Genomic DNA, 19767 nt, shown 5'->3' on the forward strand with positions numbered 1-19767 from the left:
GCACCGTGAGGCCCGATGACGACTCCCCCACTCTCGACTTCGCTCGAGCGGGGGCACCCCCATGGCGCGAAAGCGACGTGTATGCCCCGCATGCACCGCTGTCCCGGCGCGCCCTGTCGCGGCTGACCGACCGCCGCCGACCGTCTTCCGCCGCCCCCTCTTCCTGCCCCGCCCGTCCGGTGCTTGTCTCGGTATCCGGACTTTCCTTCCAGAATCCTGGAGTTGCTCCCATGACGCTACTGACCACCTGGTCCGAGTCCGGCCCCGAGACCCTGGTCCGCCGCACCTCGGACCCCGCCGAGATCGCGGCGGCGCTGAAGCCGATCGGTGTGCGCTACGAGCAGTGGCCGGTCCGTGCGGACGTTCCGTTCGACGCCGACAGCGAGACGGTGTTCGCCGCCTACCGCCCCGAGATCGACAAGCTGAACGCCGAGGAGGGCTTCACCACCGTCGACGTCCTCGGTCTGCACCCCAGCGAGGACCCGGAGTTCCCGGCGAAGGCCAAGGCGGCCCGCGAGAAGTTCCTCCAGGAGCACACGCACGACGACGATGACGAGGTCCGCTTCTTCGTCTCCGGCTCGGGCATCTTCTACCTGCACGTGGGCGGCGAGGTGCACGCGGTCTTCTGCGAGAAGGGCGATCTCCTCGGCGTCCCGCGCGGCACCACCCACTGGTTCGACATGGGCACCAACCCGTCCTTCACCGCGATCCGCTTCTTCCACGAGGAGGACGGCTGGATCGGCACCTTCACCGGCTCCACCATCGCCTCCCGCTTCCCGGACTACGACACCATCGCGGCGGGCTACGAGGCCGACAGGGCCGCCGCATGACGTTGCGCCACACCGTCGACGCCGTGGTGCTCGACATCGAGGGCACCACGAGCGCCACGGGGTTCGTCGTCGACGTGCTCTACCCGTACGCGCGCTCACGGTTCGCCGCACTGCTCTCCGAGCGGTCCGGCGACCCCGAGGTGGCGCGGGCCGTCGCCCAGGTACGCGAGGCGATCGGCGAACCCGGGGCCGACGCCGTACGGGTCGAGAAGGCGCTGAACGCCTGGCTCGACGAGGACCGCAAGGCGACCCCGCTCAAGACCCTGCAGGGCCTCGTCTGGGCCGAGGGCTTCGCCCGCGGCGACCTCGTCTCGCACTTCTACGACGACGTCGTACCGGAGTTGCGCGCCTGGCACTCCTCGGGCGTGCGGCTCTACGTCTACTCGTCCGGGTCCGTCGCCGCGCAGCGGGCCTGGTTCACCCACAGTCCCGAGGGCGACCTCACGTCGCTGCTCTCCGGCCTCTACGACACCGAGAACGCCGGGCCCAAGCAGGAGGCGGAGTCGTACCGCCGTATCTCCGGGTCGACGGGCATCGAGCCCGCGAAGCTCCTCTTCCTCTCCGACCGCCCCGGCGAGTTGGACGCGGCCCGTGCGGCGGGCTGGCATGCCGTCGGGATACGGCGGCCCGGGGAGCCGTACTTCGAGCAAGGCGTCGGCGACCACGCTGCGGTGGGGACGTTCGACGAGATCACCGTTTCAAGGAGCACTTCGTGACCGCCGACATCAGCGCACTCGACCTCGAGGAGGCGGGGGCGGTCCTCGCCGCCGAGTCCGCCCGTTTCGCCTCGTTCGGCTGGATGCGGGGGACGTCCGGGAACCTGTCGGTGGTGCTCTCCCGTGATCCGCTGCGGCTCGCCGTCACCGCCAGCGGCCACGACAAGGGTGAACTGACGCCCGCGGACGTGGTGCTGGTGGACGGCCGGGGTGCCGCGGTGCACGGCGGCAAGCCGTCGGCGGAGGCCGAACTGCACGCGCGGGTCGCCGCGTTGACCGGGGCGGGTGCCGTGGTGCACGTCCACACGGTCGCCTCCGTCGCGATGGGGCACCGGCACCCGGGCGGGATCGTCTTCAAGGACCTGGAGATGCTGAAGGGCGTCGGCCAGCCGGCCCACGACGTCGAGGTGACCCTGCCGGTCATCGCCAACAGCCAGGACATGAAGGTGCTCGGGGACCGCCTGGAGGCGGCGCGGGACCCCCGGATGCCGGCGGTAGTCGTGGCCGGGCACGGGCTGTACGTGTGGGGTGCGGATCCCCGGCAGGCCCGGCATCACACCGAAGTGGTGGAGTGGCTGCTGGAGTTGGAGCTGACGGGCCGCTGACACGGGAGAAGGGATCCCCGGTGCCGGGGATCCCTGCCGCTGTCCGGGGGGCTACTTCAGCCGGTCGCCCGGGAGTTCGCCCGCCGAGACCTCCAGCACGCCCCGCTCGGTCACCAGCCCCGTCACCAGGCGCCCCGGGGTCACGTCGAAGGCCGGGTTGTGGCCGCGGGACTGTGCCGGAGCCGTCCGTATCCCACCCCACTCCAGCACCTCCGCCTCGCCGCGGAGTTCGATGTGGATCTCGTCGCCGGTCGCGGTGGAAAGGTCCACCGTGGTCGTCGGTGCCGCCACCAGGAATGGGATGCCCGCGTCGGCGCAGGCCAGGGCGACGCCCACGGTGCCCACCTTGTTCGCCGTGTCACCGTTCGCCGCGATGCGGTCCGCCCCGACGATCGCCGCGTCGACCTCCCCGCGCAGGATCGTTCCTGCCGCGGCCCCGTCCGCCTGGACGTAGTGCGGGATGCCCTCCTGGACCAACTCCCAGGCGGTCAGCCGCGATCCCTGCAGCAGGGGACGCGTCTCGTCGGCGTAGACGACCTCCAGGAGTCCGCGCGCGTGCAGTTCACGGATGACGCCGAGCGCCGTCCCCCACCCGGCCGTTGCCAGGGCGCCCGTGTTGCAGTGCGTCAGGATCCTCAACGGGCGGTCCCCACCGACCCGTTCCAGCAGCCAGTCCGCGCCGTAGGCGCCCATCGCGCGGTTCGCCGAGACGTCCTCGCGCTGCACCGCCGCGGCCTCCTCGAGCACCGCGTCGAGCCCCTCGCCGAACCGGGTCATGACCCGGTCCACGCACACCATGAGGTTGACGGCGGTGGGCCGGGCCTCCCGGACGCGGGCGACGGCCGCCCGCACCTCGGCGTCCGACCATCCCTCCCGCTCCCCCTGCAGGAGAGCCAGCGCGACACCGTAGGCCCCCGCCGCCCCGATCGCGGGCGCGCCCCGCACCACGAGGCGCTGGACCGCATCGACCAAGGTGTCCACATCGCGGACATCCCTCGTCTCGGCGCGGTGCGGAAGCAGCGTCTGATCGATGAGCGCGAGGCCGGATCCGGTCCATTCGACAGCGCGCAGTTCCTGGGGCATTTCGGGATACTCCTGGTGTTCCGGTGAGTCTTGTCACCGTACATGACCTGGGGGAACCATTGTTCGAGATAGTCGTACAAGTGTTTGAAAAGTGGGGTTCACAGGACCGTGATCGCCGATCCGGAGGCGCTCGTCTGAGGTGACCTCATAATGAGCTGAGACATCCGACGTCTCAGCGCAATGCGGGGCGAGAAGGAGGCCGGACATGGCTGTCACCGACGAGGCGATCGAGAAAATCAAGGGCATGATCGTCTCTGGCGCGCTGCGCCCCGGCGACCGGCTCCCCAAGGAGAGCGAGCTCGCCTCCGAGCTGGGGCTGTCCCGCAACTCGCTGCGCGAGGCCGTGCGGGCGCTGTCCCTGATCCGCATCCTGGACGTACGGCAGGGCGACGGCACGTATGTGACCAGCCTGGACCCGCAACTCCTGCTGGAGGCGATGAGCTTCGTCGTCGACTTCCACCGCGACGACACGGTCCTGGAGTTCCTGGCCGTGCGCCGCATCCTGGAGCCGGCCGCCACGGCGATGGCCGCCTCCCGGATCAGCGAGCAGCAGATCGACGCGCTCTCCGCCCAGTTGGACAAGCTCGGCGACAGCCCGTCGGTGGAGGAGCTGGTGGCCTGCGACCTGGACTTCCACCGCGGGATCGTCCAGAGCTCCGGAAACTCCGTACTCTGCTCGCTTCTTGACGGGCTGTCAGGTCCCACCACCCGGGCCCGTATCTGGCGCGGACTGACCCAGGAGGACGCGGTCAGCCGCACCCTGCACGAGCACCGCGCGATCCTCGCCGCCCTGCGCGACCGGGACGGCGAGGCGGCCCGGTCGTGGGCGACGGTGCACATCGCGAGCGTGGAGCAGTGGCTGCGATCCACTCTGTGAGTGTCGCGGCGGGGACGGCAGGGGTGCGCGTCCTTGTGCGGGTGCCGACTCGTTGCGGCCGGTCGCGCCCACGCGGCGGAGTCGCATGTCGACACGGCCCGCACCCCGGGGCCGGGACGGCTTGCCGGGTGGAAGGCCCGGGTGTTTCAGGGGGGCGAACGGGGCAGTGATCCGTTCACTCCCCCGTGCAAGGGGGCTGCGGGCGCCCCCGCCGGACGCCGTAAGGTTGGTGCGTTAAGCGAGGGCACGTCGGAAGGAGGCGCTGGGTGATCGAGCTCGAGGGGGTTCCCGAGCTGATCGACCCGGTCATGGTGGCCGCGTTCGAGGGCTGGAACGACGCCGGCGACGCCGCCTCCACCGCGGTCGCACATCTGGACAAGGAGTGGAAGGGCGAGGTGTTCGCGGCGCTCGACGCCGAGGACTACTACGACTTCCAGGTGAACCGCCCCACCGTGTGGCTGGACGGCGGAGTGCGCAAGATCACGTGGCCGACGACAAGGTTGTCGGTGGTCCGCGTCGGCGGTGACAAGCCGCGTGACCTGGTACTCGTCCGGGGCATCGAACCGTCGATGCGATGGCGCTCGTTCTGCAACGAGCTGCTGGGCTTCGCCCACGAACTGGGCGTGGAGCTGGTGGTGATCCTGGGCGCGCTGCTCGGCGACACCCCGCACACCCGTCCGGTTCCGATCAGCGGGACCACGTCCGATGCGGACCTGGCCCAGCGGATGGACCTGGAGGAGACCAAGTACGAGGGCCCCACGGGCATCGTCGGCATCCTCCAGGAGGCCTGCACCCACGCGGGCGTGCCCGCGGTGTCGCTGTGGGCGGCCGTACCGCACTACGTGTCGCAGCCGCCGAACCCGAAGGCGACGCTGGCCCTCCTGAACCGTCTGGAGGACCTGATCGACGTACGGATCCCGCTGGGCGAGCTGGCCGAGGACGCGCGCGCCTGGCAGGTGGGCGTGGACCAGCTGGCCGCCGAGGACACCGAGGTCGCGGAGTACGTCCAGACGCTGGAGGAGGCCCGGGACACCGCGGAGCTGCCGGAGGCCTCGGGCGAGGCGATCGCCCGGGAGTTCGAGCGGTATCTGCGGCGCCGGGACGGCGGCCAGCCGGGGCAGCCGGGCGGTCACGCGACCGCGGACGGCAGTGACAGCGCGGCCTATCTGCGGGACAGCCCCGGCGGTCGGGCGAAGCCTCCCAAGCCGCCGAAGCCGGAGGCCGAGGCCGAGACGGAACCGGAGACGGACGACGAGGACTCGTCGTCGGAGGACTGAGCCGAGGACGGGACCGAGGGCCGGGCCAGGACAGGGGCGTGAGGGCGGTGCGCGGGATGCGCACCGCCCTCAGCCGTGTCAGACCTGCCGCACCGCCACGGCGTCGTAATCGGTGGTGGGCGTCGGCTCCACGTCGAAGCGCGCGTTGGGCAGATACAGGCGCCCGCCCCAGGCCGCCACCGTCGTCGGGATGCGGAAGCGCGGGTCGGTGATGCGGGTGATCGCGGTGCCCCGGGTGCCGGCGTCGTTCAGCCGGAACACGTCGATCGCGTTCTGCTGCTGCTGGACGGCGTAGAGGATCCGGCCGAGCAGGAGCAGGCCGTCGCCGTTGGGGAGTTTCGCCGCGCCCAGGTCGACGGCGCGGGCGGCGCCGGTGCGCGGGTCGACCCGCATGAGACCGCCGCCGTTCGCGAAGTCGTTCACCACGAGCAGGGCGCGGCCGTCGGGGGTGCGCTCGATGCCGTTGGCGGTGAAGTCGGGCCCCTGCTGCCAGTCCCCGGTCAGCGGTACGGTCGTCACCGCGCCCTTGGCCAGCTTGTAGAGCACCGGCTTGAAGGAGTCGGTGAACCAGGCGGCGCCCGGGGTGAGGATCACGTCGTTCACGAAGGTGCCGCCGGTGGCGTACACCTGCTCGGTCTCGCCGGAGCGGGCGTCGACGGTCCGTATCTCGCCGCTGTCGCCGCCGGCGAGGAAGAGTCTGCCGTGCCGGTCGATCTTCAGGCCGACCGTCGGGCGTCCGGCGCCCTTGGCGACGATCTTGCCGCGGCCGGTGGCGAGGCTCGCCCGGTAGATGTCTCCGTTCGCCAGGGAGCCGAAGTAGGCGTACGGCTGGGAGCCGATGGTGATGCCCTCGGGCTGGAAGCCGTCGGGCAGGGGGAACTGCGCGGGCCACGCGGCCTGCCGGGTCTCGGCCGCGTGCGCGGTGCCGCCGAGCAGGGCCGCTCCGGTCAGCGCGGTGGTCGTGGTCAGGAGTGTGCGACGTGCGAAGGAGCGGTCTGCGAGTGCCACGGTGCGTCCTTCCGCAAGGGGGCCGGCACACGGCCGGCCGAACGGGTGAGCGAGGCTCCCACCCCATCACATGACGGCTGTCTCCACAGCCTTTGGCCGGATTGTGGCGTGACATCGGTTTCCGGACGGATTGCACACGTTACCCAATCAACTTGTTTCTAAACCGAGTTGGCGAATCAGGGCTGGACGAGCCGCCGTTGCGGTGCTTGGTTGTCCCCCGGAAGGCACTGAAGGCACCCGCAGAACCCGCACGGACGAAGGGAGCGGTACCCGATGACCGAGCAGGTACAGCCGCCACAGGGCCCGGGAGCCGCCGGGCCGGGCCCCGACGGAGCGGGATTCACCTACCGGGGAGCCGAACAGGAACTGATCGTCGTCGCCCGCCCCGAGGCCCGGCTGCGTGCCGGGGCCGAGGGTGTCCGCTCCGCGGCGGGCGCGGACGTGTCGGCCCTCAACATGTTCCTCAGCGACGAACAGCTGGCCCTGGAGCCGCTGTTCGGCAGCGAGGAGCGACTGCAGCAGTCGGCCGTCCCGGGCGCCGAGGACGTGCCCGATCTCGCACGGTTCTACCGGGTGCGCGGCGGAGCGGACCGGGCGGAGGAACTGCGGGCGCGGATCGCCGCGCTGCCGGGCATCGACACGGCGTACGTCAAACCGCCCGCCGTGCCCGCGACGGTGGACGACGACCGCCGGCTGAAGGAGGGCGCGCCCGTCACACCCGACTTCACCAGCAGGCAGGGCTATCTGCGTGCCGCGCCCGAGGGGATCGACGCCCACTGGGCCTGGCAGCGCCCCGGTGGGACGGGTCAGGGGGTGACCGTGATCGACGTCGAGGGCGCCTGGCAGCTGGGCCACGAGGACCTGGCGGCCAAGCTCGCCGGCGTGGTCGTCGGCACCCCACTGACCGACCTGGCCTGGCGCAACCACGGCACCGCCGTGATCGGCGTCATCGGCGGTGACCCGGGCGAGCGCGGCGTGACCGGGATCGTGCCGGAGGCGGTGACCGCGGCCGCGTCCTTCCAGGGCATCGGCACGGCCGCCGCGATCCAGGCGGCGGCCGACCGGCTCGGCCCCGGTGACGTCGTCCTGGTCGAACTGCACCGCCCCGGACCGCGGTTCGACCACGAGATCCGTGACGACCAGAGGGGCTACATCGCGCTCGAGTGGTGGCCGGACGACTACGCGGCCGTCCGGTACGCGACCGCCAAGGGCGTTCTCGTCGTGGCGGCCGCGGGCAACGGCGGCGACTCCCTCGACGACGCCGTCTACGAGCGCCGCCCCGACGCGTTCCCCGGGTGGTGGCGCAACCCGTTCAACCCCTCCAACCAGTCCTCCGGCGCCGTCCTGGTCGGCGCGGGCGCCCCGCCGCCCGGCACCCACGGACGCGACCACGGCCCGGACCGCTCTCGCCTGGCGTTCTCCAACTACGGCGCGCGCGTGGACGCGCAGGGCTGGGGACGCGAGGTCACGACCACCGGCGGCTTCTGGGACAGGCCCGGCGACCTTCAGGGCGGGCCCGAGGAGATCGCCTGGTACACGGACACGTTCTCCGGGACCTCCTCCGCCTCCCCGGTGGTGGTCGGCGCGCTGGCCGCGCTGCAGGGCATGCTCAAGGCGGCCGGCCAGCCGCCGATGTCCCCGGAGCGCGCCCGTGCGGTGCTGCGCGCCACGGGCTCCCCGCAGCAGGACGCACCGGGCCGTCCCGCCTCGCAGCGGATCGGCAACCGTCCCGACATCAAGGCGGCGGTCACCCGGCTGCTGCCGGAGGCGGTCGGCTCGGGCCCGGCCGAGCGGTACTGGGACGAGCTCCTGCCCTATCCCCGTGAACTCCCGCCGCGCCTGAGGCTGTTCGTGGCCGGCGCATGGCGCAACCTCAACCACCCGTCCCCCGACATCCGGCAGGCGGTGCACACCGCCTTCGCGGGCGGACGGCCCGACGTCCGGGTGTGGTTCTCGGACGACGAGATCGTCGGCCTGGTGATCACCGGTTGATGGTCCGGCACGGCACGTCCCGTCACATCAAACGGAAGGTGACATCCGCATGAGCATCACCCCGCAGATGGGCCAGCAGGGACAGCAACAGGGTCAGCAGTTCCCGACGACCTCGCCCTACCAGCAGCAGGGCTTCGGACCGCAGGGCGGCCAGCAGGGCTTCGGCATGGGTGCCGGCTCCATGGAGCAGCTCCAGCAGCTCGGTCAGCAGCAGCCGTTCCAGCAGCTGTTGCAGCAGCTGGGCGGCCAGCAGCAACAGCAGCAGCCCTTCGGTCAGGCACAGCAGCAGGCCCAGCAGGCCCAGCAGATGGAGCGTCAAGTCCAGCAGGAGCTGACGCAGCTCGCGCAGCAGGTGGTCCAGCAGATCGTCCAGCAGGTGCAGGCGCAGGCGCTCGCCTCCGGCGTGGCGAACGGCTTCATCGACATCGTGCACCCGCTCCAGGGGCAGCCGCAGCAGATCTTCCTGCGGATCAACGGCCAGTTCCGGGTCCTGAACAACCCGGGCCCGCAGATCCACCAGCAGATCCAGGAGGCCTTCGCGTTCGGTCACCAGGTGATCGGCGTCTGGGACACCCAGTCCCCGAACGTCCTGCGCAGCGTGCGGATCCAGCGGATCTGACCGGCACGACCGGCACGTGACAGACGAAGGGGCGCTTCCCCGCGCGGGGAGCGCCCCTTCGTACAGCCGTACGGCCTTACAGCGCCACGCCGAGCAGCGCGTCCACCGCACGTGTCACCACGCCGGGCGCGCCCATGTCGGCTCCTCCCCGCTCCTCCTGCGCGGCGGCCCAACGGTCGACGGCGAGCAGCGCGGTGGGGGCGTCCAGGTCGTTCGCGAGGGCCTCGCGGATCTCCTCGACGAGCGTCTCGGCGGACGGCCCGTCGGGCCGGGAGACGGCGGCACGCCAGCGGCCCAGCCGGTCCACGGCGTCCTGGAGGACCTGGTCGGTCCACTCCCAGTCGGCCCGGTAGTGGTGGGCGAGCAGCGCCAGCCGGATGGCGGCGGGGTCGACACCCTCGCGCCGCAGCTGCGACACGAAGACCAGGTTGCCCTTGGACTTGGACATCTTCTCGCCGTCGAGGGCGACCATGCCGGCGTGGACGTACGCCTTGGCCATGGGGAACTCGCCGGTCAGCACCTGGGCGTGGGAGGCGCCCATCTCGTGGTGCGGGAAGGCGAGGTCGGAGCCACCGCCCTGGACGTCGAAGGTCATGCCGAGGTGGTCGAGGGCGATCGCGACGCACTCGATGTGCCAGCCGGGGCGCCCCCGGCCGAGCGAGGCGCCGTCCCAGCTCGGCTCGCCCTCGCGGGCGGCCATCCAGAGCATCGGGTCCAGCGGGTTCTTCTTGCCCGGACGGTCCGGGTCGCCGCCGCGCTCGGCGGACAGCAGCCGCATGGCGGCCGCGTCGAGGTTCGAGACCTTGCCGAAGTTCGGGTCGGACTCGACGGAGAAGTAGACGTCCCCCTCGAGCTCGTAGGCGGCACCGGCGTCCCGCAGCCGCTCGACGAGCGGCACGATCCCGGGTATCGCCTCGACCGCGCCGATGTAGTGCCGCGGGGGCAGCATCCGCAGGGCGGTCATGTCCTCGCGGAAGAGGGCCGTCTCCTTCTCGGCGAGGGCGGCCCAGTCGATGTCGTCGCGCTGGGCCCGCTCCAGGAGCGGATCGTCGACGTCGGTGACGTTCTGGACGTAGTGAACCTGCCGCTTGGTGTCGAGCCACACGCGCTGTACGAGGTCGAACGCGTTGTAGGTCGCCGCGTGACCGATGTGGGTCGCGTCGTACGGCGTGATGCCGCAGACGTAGAGACGGGCGACGGGACCAGGGTCGAGGGAGACCAAGCCACCGGTCGCGGTGTCGTGGATCCTCAGGTCGCGGCCCTGACCAGGCAGGGCGGGGACCTCGGAAGCGGGCCAGGCATGCATGTCATGAGCCTAACCGGACGGATGTTCCGTATACGAACCGGACCGGGCCGGATGGCCGGTAAGGCCTTCTTGCGCGGTACGGGCCTGTGTGCAGTGTGCTGCTAAACGGGCGGCCAGGGAATGGCCGGCCACTCACCGCTCGGTTCCGGGTGCTTCCCGGAGTCCAGCAGCGCGTCGACACGCGCGCGTGTGGCGTCGAGTTCGGCGGCGGTGATCAGTACGGCGAGACGCCGGGCGAGCGCTCCCGAGGGGCCGAGCGTCTCCTTGAGGCCCTTGAGGACGTCGACCGCCTCTCCCGTCAGGGGTTCCCCGGCCCAGCCCCACAGGAGCGTGCGGAGCTTGTTCTCGGTGTTGAAGGTCACTCCGTGGTCGATGCCGTAGAGACGGCCGTCCTCGGCGGGCAGCAGATGGCCGCCCTTGCGGTCCGCGTTGTTGATCACCGCGTCGAGGACCGCGAGCCGGCGCAGCCGCTCGTCGTCCGCGTGCACCAGGAGGGCGGTCCTGCCTTCGCCGACCTCGGCGAGGCCGATGGCCTTCCAGCCGGGCTCGGGTTCCTCGGCGTCGACCAGGGCGAGCAGCTCGCTGCCCGGGACGCCCTCGATCCACAACTGGCACATGCCCTCGCCGTAGGGTCCGTCCCGCAGGACGGTGGGCGGCACCAGGCCCCAGCCGGTCGCCTCGGACACCTCGTACGCGGCGACCTCGCGCTGGGCGAGGGTGCCGTCCGGGAAGTCCCAGAGGGGCCTCTCGCCGCGGACCGGCTTGTAGACGCAGAGAACCTCCTGGCCGTCGTGGGAGACGGAGCAGTGCAGCACCGCGTTGGACGCGTCCCGGATCTGTCCGCGAACCGTCAGCTCACCCCTGGCGAGCAGCTCTGCCGTGGTCACGCTCCGCGGCGGTATCCGTTCTGGCGCGGACATACGTGTCCTTCCGGGTCGAGCGGGAGGCTGCACAGCGGGCACGGCGGCCGCCCGGCGTTGACGACGTCCAGGGCACGCTTGGCGAAGGCTCTGGCCTGCGCGCCGGTGAGCCGGACCCGCAGCATCGGGGGTCCGTTCTCCTCGTCCTGGAGGAGTTTCTCCTCGGCCTCGGCGAGGTCCTCCTCGGACTCGGCCTCGAGCTCCACGAGGGCCTGCGCCTCGACGATCATGCGCTGCTCCTCGCCGTCCCAGGCGAGGGCCATGGTGCCGACCCGGAACTCCTCCTCGATGGGGGTGTCGAGGGGGGCGGTGTCGGCGACCTCGGTGGGCAACACCGCCGGTACCGGGGCGCTGCCGCCGCTGCGGCGCACGACCTCGTCGAGGAGTTCTTCCATCCGCTCGGCGAGAGCGGCCACCTGCGTCTTCTCCAGGGCCACGCTGGTCACTCGGGGGCCGGCCGTGGCCTGGAGGAAGAACGTACGGCGCCCGGGCAGTCCGACCGTGCCGGCCACGAAGCGGTCCGGCGGGTCATAGAGGAACACCTGACGGGACACGTCCTGTCTCCATTGGATTCGTGAGTACGGGAACGTCCATGCGTGAACGCGCTTGTGTGAACCGCTTCACCCTACTGCGCCCGACGATCACGGTGCGCCCGCACCACCACCGACGGGGGCGTCACCGCCCGCGGCCTCCTCGCGCGGCACCAGGGACGCGAAGTCACCGGTGTCGCCGAGGCGGAGGAGAAACGGCCTCAGCCGTGTGTACCGGATGACAGTGATGGAACACGGTTCGACAGAGATCCTCTGGAAGAGGTCGAGATGAAGTCCCAGTGCGTCCGCGACGAGCGACTTGATGATGTCGCCGTGCGAGCACATCAGATAGACGGCGTCGGCTCCGTGATCGCGCTCCACGCGCGCGTTCCACTCGCGTACGGCCTCCGCCGCGCGCGTCTGCATCGCTCGCATGGACTCGCCGCCGGGAAACGCGGCTGCCGACGGATGCGCCTGGACGACCTCCATGAGCGGCTCGTCCATGAGCTCGGCGAGCTTGCGGCCGGACCAGTCGCCGTAATGGCACTCCCCGATGCGTTCCTCGCTGTGCGCCGGGAGGCCGGGCCGGGCGTCGAGCAGCGGCTGAATCGTTTCCTGACAGCGCTGCAGGGGGCTGGCGACGACTTCGGAGATCGGCACTCCCTCGAGCCGTCCGGGCAGCGAGGCGGCCTGTGCGGTGCCGCGCTCGTCGAGGGCCACCCCGGGCGTCCACCCGGCGAGCAGTCCCTCGGTGTTCGCGGTGGATCGTCCGTGCCTGACAAGGATCAACGTGGGCATGCGGCCCAGGGTAGGCGTACGCCGGACCACGGCGTCCTTCGAGCGACGGGAGTCACACTCCGTGATCGTTGACTGTGCCATCTATCGGGAGGGGCACCGTTCGGAGGGGCCCGAGGACCTGTCCGACGCGCTGGACGAGGCGCGATCGGCGGGCGGGTTCGTCTGGATCGGGCTGCACGAGCCGACGGAGAAGGAGTTCGACCTGGTCACCCGGGAGTTCGGACTCCACCCGCTGGCGGTGGAGGACGCCCTCAAGGCACATCAGCGGCCCAAGCTGGAGGTGTACGACGACTCGCTGTTCGTGGTCCTCAAGCCGGTGGTGTACGAGCCGGAGAGCGACACCGTCTCCGCCGGCGAGGTCATGCTCTTCCTCGGCGACGCCTTCGTGGTGACGGTCCGTCATGGCGTGGGCTCACCGCTCAAGGCCGTACGGGAGCGCCTCGAGCAGGAGCCGCAGTTGCTCGGCAAGGGGCCCACCTCGGTGTTGTACGCGGTCGCCGACGCCGTCGTGGACCACTACCTGGACGTGGCGACGGAGCTGGCGACCGACCTGGAGGAACTGGAGGCGGAGGTGTTCTCGCCGGACGACGGCGGCTCGCGGCACACCGCGTCCCGGATCTACACCTTCAAGCGGCAGATCCTGGAGTTCCGGCGCGCCACCGTCCCGCTCTCGGTGCCGTTGACCCGGCTCGCGGGCGTGGGGGCGTACGGCGGGACGGTGCCGTTCGTGAACGACAGGGCGCGGCCCTTCTTCCGGGACGTCAACGACCATCTCGCGCGCGTGAACGAGTCGGTGGAGGGCCTGGACCGGCTGGTGTCGGACGTCCTGTCGGCGCATCTCGCGCAGATGAGCGTCCGGCAGAACGACGACATGCGGAAGATCTCCGCGTGGGCGGCCATGGCGGCGGTCCCCACGATGATCGCGGGGATCTACGGCATGAACTTCGACCACATGCCGGAGCTGCACTGGCTGTGGGCGTATCCGGCGGTGATCGCGCTGATGGGTGTCCTGGAGGTGCTGCTGTACCGGACCTTCAAACGCCGGGGCTGGCTCTAGGGCCTGTTGCGAAAGTGGCCTCTGCCGCGCGACGCCCGGCACGCACTCTCGCCGCACCGCCCGAAAGCCCAAGTACGCCCAGTACGAGGGCTTCCGAGCGGCGCACCGAGAGCACGCACCGGACGCCGCGCGGCCGCCCTCCGGGCGACGAGGCCACTTTCGCAACAGGCCCTAGGCGAGCTCCGGGGCCGCCGTGGCGGGGCCGCCGAGGGCGTTGCGGCGGTCGGGCGCCTTCAGGGAGACCATGCGGTGCCAGCCGCCGAGCCGCTCGTAGGCGTACATCGCGTGGATGCCGGCCGCGAGCACCGCGGACTTGGCCTTCGGCCAGCCGAGGATGCTGCCCATGTGGGCCATGACCGCGAGGCTGACGTCCCGGTAGACGCGGATCTCGGCGAGCGCGCACTTCCGCAAGGTGCTCCGGATGTACCGGCCGTGCCCGGCGGCCGCGAAACGCAGGAGCTCCTCGTGGGTGTACGCGAGGTGGTTGTCCTCGTCGTTGGAGATCATCTTGACGGCGTTGCCGACCTGAGGGTGGTCCGCGAAGAACTTCCGCAGCATCACCATCTGGTCCGCGGCACGCTGTTCGGTCACCCGGCTGTGGGCGAGGTACGTGACGATGTCCTCCACTGTGAGCGGCTCGTCGCTCCTGAGCTTCTCGTGGGCGAGGCCGATGCCGTGCTTCTCCAGGAGCATCGTGTAGTCCGTCTCGGGCGGGACGGGCACGGGTTCGAGGCCGCGTTTCCTCATCAGGGCGTTGAAGATCCGCCCGTGCTTGTCCTCGTCGGCGCCGTGCCGGGTGATCTTGGGGGCGAGTTCACGCTCGGCCGGCGGTACCAGCGCCGCGATGCGGGCGTTCTCCCAGCCGCCCTGCGACTCCCCGCTGGCCGCGATGGAGCAGAACAGCCGGAAGGACTCGTCGTTGTCGAGGATCTCCTGGAACAGACTCTTGGCCGAAAGCATCGTGGGGCACCTCTCTGCCGGACTCGCGGCAATCCGCAAAGAAAGAGTCAAATGCGGCGCGAGGGGTGCGGCAACAGCTGCGGCGGACAACTCCGCCGAAAGGATGACCTCCGGGGTCACGAGAGGGGCGTAACCGCACAGGGCACGCGCGCGTTGAACTTCATGACGGCCGTGGCGGGGAAGACCCCCGAGCCCCCACCACGGCCGCGGAAACCTCCGGTGGCCGAGCCTTGTGTCCGTGCGCAGGCGCCGTTATGCGAGCCCGGCCCGCTCCAGGGCCTCGGTGCCGGCCCTGAGCGAGGCGAGCCGCTCGTCGAGGGTGAAGCCGGCGGGGGCCAGGGTGAGAGTGGTGACGCCGGCCGCCGCGTACTGCGTCATCCGGTCCGCGATGCGGTCCACGGAGCCGAGCAGCGTCGTCTTGTCGATCAGGTCGTGCGGGATGGCGGCCGCGGCGCCGTCCTTGTCGCCGCCCAGGTACTTGTCCTGGATCTCGGCGGCCGCCGCCTCGAAGCCCATGCGCTGGGCGAGCTGGTTGTAGAAGTTCTGCTTGCGGCTGCCCATGCCGCCCACGTACAGCGCGGTGTAGGGGCGGAAGGTGTCGGCGAGCGTGGTCACGTCCTTGTCCTCGCCGAGGGCGAGCGGGAGGGTCGGGGCGATGTCGAACCCGTCGAGGGTCTTGCCCGCCTTCTCCCGCCCGGCGCGCAGATACCGGATCGCGGTGTCCTCCAGGTGCTCGGCGGAGGGGAAGATCAGCAGGGCGCCGTCGGCGATCTCGCCGGTCTGCTCCAGGTTCTTCGGCCCGATCGCGGCGATGTACAGCGGGATGTGCTCGCGCTCGGGGTGCACGGTCAGCTTGATCGGCTTGCCGGGGCCGCCGGGCAGGGGCAGCGTCCAGTGCTGTCCCTCGTAGGAGAGGCGTTCGCGCGACATGGCCTTGCGTACGATCTCGACGTACTCACGCGTGCGTGCCAGCGGCTTGTCGAACTTGACGCCGTACCAGCCCTCGGAGACCTGCGGTCCCGAGACGCCGAGGCCGAGCCGGAAGCGGCCGCCGGAGAGGGAGTCGAGGGTGGCGGCGGTCATCGCGGTCATCGCCGGCTGGCGGGCCGGGATCTGGAAGATGGCCGAGCCGACGTCGATGCGCTCGGTCTGGGCGGCGACCCAGGTGAGCACGGTGGCCGCGTCCGAGCCGTAGGCCTCGGCGGCCCAGCAGACGGCGTATCCGAGCCGGTCGGCCTCCTGGGCGACGGCGAGATTGTCCGCGTCCATTCCGGCGCCCCAGTAGCCGAGGTTGATCCCGAGCTGCATGGCCGATTCCCCTTACCGATCAGTAACGTCCTTGTCGGCAGACCTTAGCGCGGCAGGGCGTGCCGGGGCAGGTCGCGGCCCCTGCCGATGAGCGGGCGGCGATCTCGCGCACCTGTCGGAATCCGTTGTCCACAGGCCCCCACGCGACAGGTTCTGGCCAGTAATCTCGGCGTTCATGGAGCAGAGGCATCTCGGCCGTACCGGCCTGCGCGTGTCCCGCATCGGACTCGGCACCCTCACCTGGGGCAGGGACACCGACGAACACGACGCGGCGGACCTCCTGAAAACCTTCTGGGAGGCGGGCGGGACGCTGGTCGACACGGCGGACGTGTACGGCGACGGGGAGGCCGAGTATCTGCTCGGACGTCTCATAGAAGGCCTGGTCCCCCGCCGGGACCTGGTCATCTCCACCAAGGCGGGCAGCGTGCCCGACCCGGACATCCGCGTCGACTGCTCGCGCGGGCACCTGCTCTCCGCGCTGGACGACTCGCTGGCCCGGCTCGGCACGGACTACGTCGACATCTGGCAGATCCATTCCTACGACCCCTGCACCCCGCTGGAGGAGACGCTTCAGGCCCTCGACCTGGCCGTCAGCAGCGGCCGCGCCCGCTATGCCGGAGTTTCCAACTTCTGCGGCTGGCAGCTCGCCAAGGCGGGCACCTGGCAGCTGGCGGCGCCCGGGACGCGCACCCGGCTGGCCGCCACGCAGCTGGAGTACTCGCTGCTGCAGCGCGGGATCGAGCGGGAGGTACTGCCGGCCGCGCTCGATCTGGGCATCGGGCTGCTGCCCTCCTCGCCGCTGGGCCGTGGGGTCCTGACGGGCAAGTACCGCAACTCCACTCCGGCCGACTCGCGGGGTGCCTCGGAGCATCTCGCGCCGTTCGTCGCGCCGTACCTCGACGACACCGCGAGCCGCATCGTGGACGCGGTGACCACGGCGGCCGACGGGCTCGCGGTGACGCCGCTCCAGGTGGCCCTCGCGTGGGTCCGGGACCGGCCGGGAGTGGCCGCGCCGGTCGTCGGCGCGCGCAACTCGCAGCAGCTCACGGCGGCATTGTCAGTGGAGGCCCTTAGTCTTCCTGACGAGATCTGCCGGGCGCTCGACGATGTGTCGGTGCCCGTGCACCGCTATCCCGATCACGACTGGAGCACGCTGTGAGCACGGAGCCGGAGCCCACGGAGAAGACCGAGCCGGGCCCGCGGGGCGCCGCGCCGGAGCCGGAGGGCACGGGGGAAGCGCCGGGCTCGGAGGCCGACGGCGCCGGGGCGAGCGCCGGGGGCGGCGAAGTGGGGTCGGCGGGGTCGGCCGGGGAGTCGGACGCCGGCAGTGACGAATCGACGGGTCGGGGGGCTGCGGGGGCAGGCCGAAGCGGCGGGGGCGACGAGGCCGTCGAGAGGGCTTCTGCGGGCGGCCGTGAGACGGGGCCGGGCGGAGGCGATGCGGGCGGGGGCGACCAGGGCCTCGAGAGGGCTTCTGCCGACGGCGGTGGGACAGGGCCGGCTCCTGGGCGGGCCGGCGCCGGTGGGACAGGACCGAGCGGGGATGATGCCGGCAGCGGCGACCCCGGGGCGGCCGAAGGTGGGAGTGGTGACTCCGCCGGCGGTGACGCAGAGGGCGCTGCGAAGGCCCAGCTGTCCGAGGCCGAGGCCGAGTTGGCGGCCCAGCGGCTCGAGCGGGAGCGGATCGCACGGCGGAAGGCCGAGAAGGAGCGGCCCGTCGACAGCGGAGCCAAACTCAGCGGGAAGGCGGCCGATCTCCTCGCGGCCGTGCGGGCGGTGGAGAGCGGGGCGAAGCCCGTGGCCGCCGTCTTCAGCGAGCCCGAGCCGCCGCGCCGGCCCGCCCAGGAGCCGGTGCGGCCCCGGCCGGCGTCGGCGCAGGCGCCCGGGGCCGGCGGTGCGGTCGGTGTCGCCGGTTCCCTCGGCGGGCCCGCGCCGGAGACCGTGGAGGCCGTACAGCGTGTGCTGGCCGAGGGCGGGGCGCCCAAGGCCCTCGCGTCACAGGTCGCCGCGGTCCTCGGCGAAGGGGCCGACGAGGAGTTGCGGGCAGATCCCTGGCAGTTGCTGCGGGTCACGGGCGTACGGCCCGAGCAGGCCGACGGGTTCGCGCGGGAGCTGCTCGGCGCGGAGTGCGCGCCGGACGACGATCGGCGGGGGCGGGCGGTCACCGTCTGGCTCCTGGAGCAGGCGGCGCTCGCCGGGCACACCGCGCTGGAGATGCCGGCACTCACCGCCGCGCTGGCCCAGCGGGGCGTGCCGGACGCCGACGCGGCCGTACAGAGCACGATCGCCGAGGCCGAGGCCCTGGTCTTCCAGGACGCCCTCGACCCGGCGGCCCCGGAACCCGCGGAGGACGACGAGGAGGGCGCGGAGCGGCCGGTCCGGGTCCTGGTCGGGCTCGAGCGCTACGCCCTCGCGGAGGAGAGCCTCGCCGACGGTCTGGCCCGGCTGATCAACTCCGTGCCCAAGGAGGACGGTTCGGCCGAGGACTGGGAGCGTGCCGCCGCGTCGGCCGAGGGTTCGGCCGCCGAGCTGATCCGCGCGGTCGCGGCGGGCGGTCTGGTCCTGCACACCGGCGGCCAGGCGTCCCTGACGGAACCCGCGGCGCTGCTGACAGCGGCGCGGGGGCTGGGGCTGCGGGCATGGGCGGCCACGCACAGCCCACTGGGCCGCGACCGCTTCGGCGCCCTGCTCCAAGTCGCCGCGCGGCAGGACGACCCCGCGGACGGCGGCCCCGACCGACGGAGCGGCCGTACACGCGATGCCTCAGTCCCTCCGGACGACTTCGCCCCGGTGGCAGGCCCGGCAGGCGGCATCCCGGCCGACTCCGCGCCCTCGGCCGGCACCCCCGACGCACCACACCGCATCCGGCCCGTCGCGACCGTCGCCGGCCTCCTCTCCGGTGCCGAAGGGCCCGGTCGGGATGGAGACGGGGCGTTCGACCTCGACCTGCTCGTGGTGCTCGACGCGCCTCAGCTGGACGTCGAGACGGCCGCGCTGCTCGTGGAGTCGCTGCCGGACGGGGCGCGGCTGGTGCTGGGCGGAGATCCGGCCGTGCTGTGGTCGGCGGGGCCGGGACGGGTGTTCGCGGATCTGCTCGCCGCGCGGATCTGTCCGCAGGTCGCCTCGCGCACGCCGGACCCCGGCCCCCTGGGCGAGCTGGTCTCCGGTATCGGCATCGGGGAGCTGAACCAGGTCGAGGCCCCTGGCAAGGAGGTCGTGATCGTGCCGGTGCGGGACGCGGGCGAGGCCGTGCACCGGACCGTGCAGCTGGTCGCGGACTCGGTGCCACGGGCGCTCGGGGTGCCCCCCGAGGAGACCCAGGTGATCACACCGGGCCACGGCGGCGCCGTCGGCACCCGTGCCCTCAACGCGGCCCTGAAGGAGCGCCTCAGCCCCGGCCCCGGCCGCTTCGGCGGATTCGACGCCGGTGACCGCATCGCCTACTCCCCCGCTCCGGGCCGTACTCTCCCGGGCCGCGTGGTCGGGGCCGACGCGGACGGCCTGCACCTGACCTGCGCCGGCGAGCCCGTCGTCGTACCGAAGGAGCGTGTGGAGCAGTCCGTGCGTCACGGCTGGGCCCTGACCGCGCACCAGGCGGTGGGTTGCCGCTGGCCCGCGGTGGTCGCGGTACTGCCGGGTGACGCCACCCAGGCGCTTTCCCGCCCCTGGGTCTACACGGCGTTCGGCAGGGCGGACCGCCACCTGTCCGTGGTCCAGGGCGCGGAACAGGCCCTCCCGAGGGCGGTGGCCGAGATTCCGGCGAAGCCGCGCACGACTCGGCTGCCCGTCCTCCTCAGGACCCAGACACCGACGGCCGGCTGACCCCGCCCGCACAAGGGGCGCGGCCCCGGAGATCATTCCTCCGGGGCCGCGCCTCATGC

Annotated in this window: 18 protein-coding genes; 10 read left to right on the forward strand and 8 right to left on the reverse strand. The window is 71.9% G+C overall.

Features of this window, described 5'->3' with window-relative positions; genetic code table 11:
• Positions 1 to 230 precede the first annotated feature (230 nt).
• From ACIBJB_RS22475 to mtnB, 3 genes are read left to right on the forward strand one after another with little or no spacing between them, the layout of a single operon-like run.
• Positions 231 to 830 (forward strand): 1,2-dihydroxy-3-keto-5-methylthiopentene dioxygenase, encoded by a 600-nt coding sequence (locus ACIBJB_RS22475; protein WP_398932865.1) that lies wholly within the window; start codon positions 231 to 233, stop codon positions 828 to 830.
• Positions 827 to 1546: an acireductone synthase gene (mtnC, locus tag ACIBJB_RS22480; protein ID WP_398932866.1), complete on the forward strand. Its 720-nt coding sequence runs from the start codon at positions 827 to 829 to the stop codon at positions 1544 to 1546. The genes ACIBJB_RS22475 and mtnC overlap by 4 nt, the downstream gene beginning before the upstream one ends.
• Positions 1543 to 2151 carry a methylthioribulose 1-phosphate dehydratase gene (mtnB, locus tag ACIBJB_RS22485; RefSeq protein ID WP_398932867.1) on the forward strand — a complete coding sequence of 203 codons (609 nt, stop codon included), beginning with the start codon at positions 1543 to 1545 and terminating at the stop codon, positions 2149 to 2151. The genes mtnC and mtnB overlap by 4 nt, the downstream gene beginning before the upstream one ends.
• A 51-nt stretch (positions 2152 to 2202) precedes the next feature.
• On the opposite strand, the gene mtnA is transcribed toward mtnB, so the two are convergent.
• Positions 2203 to 3234 carry an S-methyl-5-thioribose-1-phosphate isomerase gene (gene mtnA / locus ACIBJB_RS22490; RefSeq protein WP_398932868.1) on the reverse strand — a complete coding sequence of 344 codons (1032 nt, stop codon included), beginning with the start codon at positions 3232 to 3234 and terminating at the stop codon, positions 2203 to 2205.
• A gap of 205 nt (positions 3235 to 3439) precedes the next feature.
• On the opposite strand from mtnA, the gene ACIBJB_RS22495 reads away from it, so the two are divergent.
• Together ACIBJB_RS22495 and ACIBJB_RS22500 are read left to right on the forward strand one after the other, a co-directional pair.
• The gene (locus ACIBJB_RS22495) at positions 3440 to 4111 is read left to right on the forward strand and encodes a FadR/GntR family transcriptional regulator (protein ID WP_057614348.1); all 672 of its coding nucleotides are present in this window, start codon (positions 3440 to 3442) and stop codon (positions 4109 to 4111) included.
• Between the two features lie 266 nt (positions 4112 to 4377).
• On the forward strand, positions 4378 to 5388 hold the full coding sequence (locus ACIBJB_RS22500) for a PAC2 family protein (RefSeq protein ID WP_266526368.1): 1011 nt from the start codon (positions 4378 to 4380) through the stop codon (positions 5386 to 5388).
• A 78-nt stretch (positions 5389 to 5466) separates the two neighbouring features.
• Here ACIBJB_RS22500 and ACIBJB_RS22505 read toward each other — a convergent pair whose 3' ends face one another.
• Positions 5467 to 6396, reverse strand: coding sequence for an SMP-30/gluconolactonase/LRE family protein (locus ACIBJB_RS22505; RefSeq protein ID WP_398932869.1), 930 nt, complete (start codon positions 6394 to 6396; stop codon positions 5467 to 5469).
• Between the two features lie 273 nt (positions 6397 to 6669).
• On the opposite strand from ACIBJB_RS22505, the gene ACIBJB_RS22510 reads away from it, so the two are divergent.
• Both ACIBJB_RS22510 and ACIBJB_RS22515 read left to right on the forward strand, forming a co-directional pair.
• Complete coding sequence (locus ACIBJB_RS22510; protein ID WP_398932870.1) at positions 6670 to 8388, forward strand: S8 family peptidase; 1719 nt, start codon at positions 6670 to 6672, stop codon at positions 8386 to 8388.
• A 49-nt stretch (positions 8389 to 8437) separates the two neighbouring features.
• Positions 8438 to 9007 carry a hypothetical protein gene (locus tag ACIBJB_RS22515; RefSeq protein WP_398932871.1) on the forward strand — a complete coding sequence of 190 codons (570 nt, stop codon included), beginning with the start codon at positions 8438 to 8440 and terminating at the stop codon, positions 9005 to 9007.
• Between the two features lie 76 nt (positions 9008 to 9083).
• Here ACIBJB_RS22515 and mshC read toward each other — a convergent pair whose 3' ends face one another.
• The 4 genes from mshC to ACIBJB_RS22535 all read right to left on the reverse strand — a co-directional run bounded on the left by mshC (position 9084) and on the right by ACIBJB_RS22535 (position 12561).
• On the reverse strand, positions 9084 to 10313 hold the full coding sequence (gene mshC / locus ACIBJB_RS22520) for a cysteine--1-D-myo-inosityl 2-amino-2-deoxy-alpha-D-glucopyranoside ligase (RefSeq protein ID WP_398932872.1): 1230 nt from the start codon (positions 10311 to 10313) through the stop codon (positions 9084 to 9086).
• Between the two features lie 101 nt (positions 10314 to 10414).
• Positions 10415 to 11233 (reverse strand): SCO1664 family protein, encoded by an 819-nt coding sequence (locus tag ACIBJB_RS22525; protein ID WP_398932873.1) that lies wholly within the window; start codon positions 11231 to 11233, stop codon positions 10415 to 10417.
• The gene (locus ACIBJB_RS22530; RefSeq protein WP_398932874.1) at positions 11197 to 11787 is read right to left on the reverse strand and encodes a DUF3090 domain-containing protein; all 591 of its coding nucleotides are present in this window, start codon (positions 11785 to 11787) and stop codon (positions 11197 to 11199) included. The genes ACIBJB_RS22525 and ACIBJB_RS22530 overlap by 37 nt, the downstream gene beginning before the upstream one ends.
• Positions 11788 to 11874: 87 nt before the next feature.
• On the reverse strand, positions 11875 to 12561 hold the full coding sequence (locus ACIBJB_RS22535) for a histidine phosphatase family protein (protein ID WP_398932875.1): 687 nt from the start codon (positions 12559 to 12561) through the stop codon (positions 11875 to 11877).
• 61 nt (positions 12562 to 12622) lie between these two features.
• Here ACIBJB_RS22535 and corA point away from each other — a divergent pair, with 61 nt between their 5' ends.
• Entirely contained in the window at positions 12623 to 13618 is a 996-nt protein-coding gene (gene corA, locus ACIBJB_RS22540) for a magnesium/cobalt transporter CorA (RefSeq protein ID WP_398932876.1), read from the forward strand.
• A gap of 171 nt (positions 13619 to 13789) precedes the next feature.
• Here corA and ACIBJB_RS22545 read toward each other — a convergent pair whose 3' ends face one another.
• Both ACIBJB_RS22545 and ACIBJB_RS22550 read right to left on the reverse strand, forming a co-directional pair.
• Positions 13790 to 14578 (reverse strand): ferritin-like domain-containing protein, encoded by a 789-nt coding sequence (locus tag ACIBJB_RS22545; protein ID WP_398932877.1) that lies wholly within the window; start codon positions 14576 to 14578, stop codon positions 13790 to 13792.
• 252 nt (positions 14579 to 14830) lie between these two features.
• A complete protein-coding gene (locus ACIBJB_RS22550; protein ID WP_398932878.1) occupies positions 14831 to 15886 on the reverse strand; it encodes an LLM class F420-dependent oxidoreductase in 1056 nt (351 codons plus the stop codon).
• A gap of 175 nt (positions 15887 to 16061) precedes the next feature.
• On the opposite strand from ACIBJB_RS22550, the gene ACIBJB_RS22555 reads away from it, so the two are divergent.
• On the forward strand, positions 16062 to 17045 hold the full coding sequence (locus tag ACIBJB_RS22555) for an aldo/keto reductase (protein WP_398932879.1): 984 nt from the start codon (positions 16062 to 16064) through the stop codon (positions 17043 to 17045).
• Positions 17042 to 19708 (forward strand): helix-hairpin-helix domain-containing protein, encoded by a 2667-nt coding sequence (locus ACIBJB_RS22560; RefSeq protein WP_398932880.1) that lies wholly within the window; start codon positions 17042 to 17044, stop codon positions 19706 to 19708. Before ACIBJB_RS22555 ends, ACIBJB_RS22560 begins: the two co-directional genes overlap by 4 nt.
• The last annotated feature ends 59 nt before the right edge of the window (positions 19709 to 19767 follow it).

This window comes from Streptomyces sp. NPDC050759 (assembly GCF_044456945.1).
Lineage (GTDB): Bacteria > Actinomycetota > Actinomycetes > Streptomycetales > Streptomycetaceae > Streptomyces.

Excerpts from the sequence above, each read along its gene's own strand:
- ACIBJB_RS22475 (WP_398932865.1), top strand. The coding sequence starts at position 231 with ATGACGCTACTGACCACCTGGTCCGAGTCCGGCCCCGAGACCCTGGTC.
- mtnC (WP_398932866.1), top strand. The coding sequence starts at position 827 with ATGACGTTGCGCCACACCGTCGACGCCGTGGTGCTCGACATCGAGGGC.
- mtnA (WP_398932868.1), bottom strand. The coding sequence starts at position 3,234 with ATGCCCCAGGAACTGCGCGCTGTCGAATGGACCGGATCCGGCCTCGCG.
- ACIBJB_RS22495 (WP_057614348.1), top strand. The coding sequence starts at position 3,440 with ATGGCTGTCACCGACGAGGCGATCGAGAAAATCAAGGGCATGATCGTC.
- ACIBJB_RS22510 (WP_398932870.1), top strand. The coding sequence starts at position 6,670 with ATGACCGAGCAGGTACAGCCGCCACAGGGCCCGGGAGCCGCCGGGCCG.
- ACIBJB_RS22515 (WP_398932871.1), top strand. The coding sequence starts at position 8,438 with ATGAGCATCACCCCGCAGATGGGCCAGCAGGGACAGCAACAGGGTCAG.
- mshC (WP_398932872.1), bottom strand. The coding sequence starts at position 10,313 with ATGCATGCCTGGCCCGCTTCCGAGGTCCCCGCCCTGCCTGGTCAGGGC.
- ACIBJB_RS22525 (WP_398932873.1), bottom strand. The coding sequence starts at position 11,233 with ATGTCCGCGCCAGAACGGATACCGCCGCGGAGCGTGACCACGGCAGAG.
- ACIBJB_RS22535 (WP_398932875.1), bottom strand. The coding sequence starts at position 12,561 with ATGCCCACGTTGATCCTTGTCAGGCACGGACGATCCACCGCGAACACC.
- ACIBJB_RS22545 (WP_398932877.1), bottom strand. The coding sequence starts at position 14,578 with ATGCTTTCGGCCAAGAGTCTGTTCCAGGAGATCCTCGACAACGACGAG.
- ACIBJB_RS22550 (WP_398932878.1), bottom strand. The coding sequence starts at position 15,886 with ATGCAGCTCGGGATCAACCTCGGCTACTGGGGCGCCGGAATGGACGCG.
- ACIBJB_RS22555 (WP_398932879.1), top strand. The coding sequence starts at position 16,062 with ATGGAGCAGAGGCATCTCGGCCGTACCGGCCTGCGCGTGTCCCGCATC.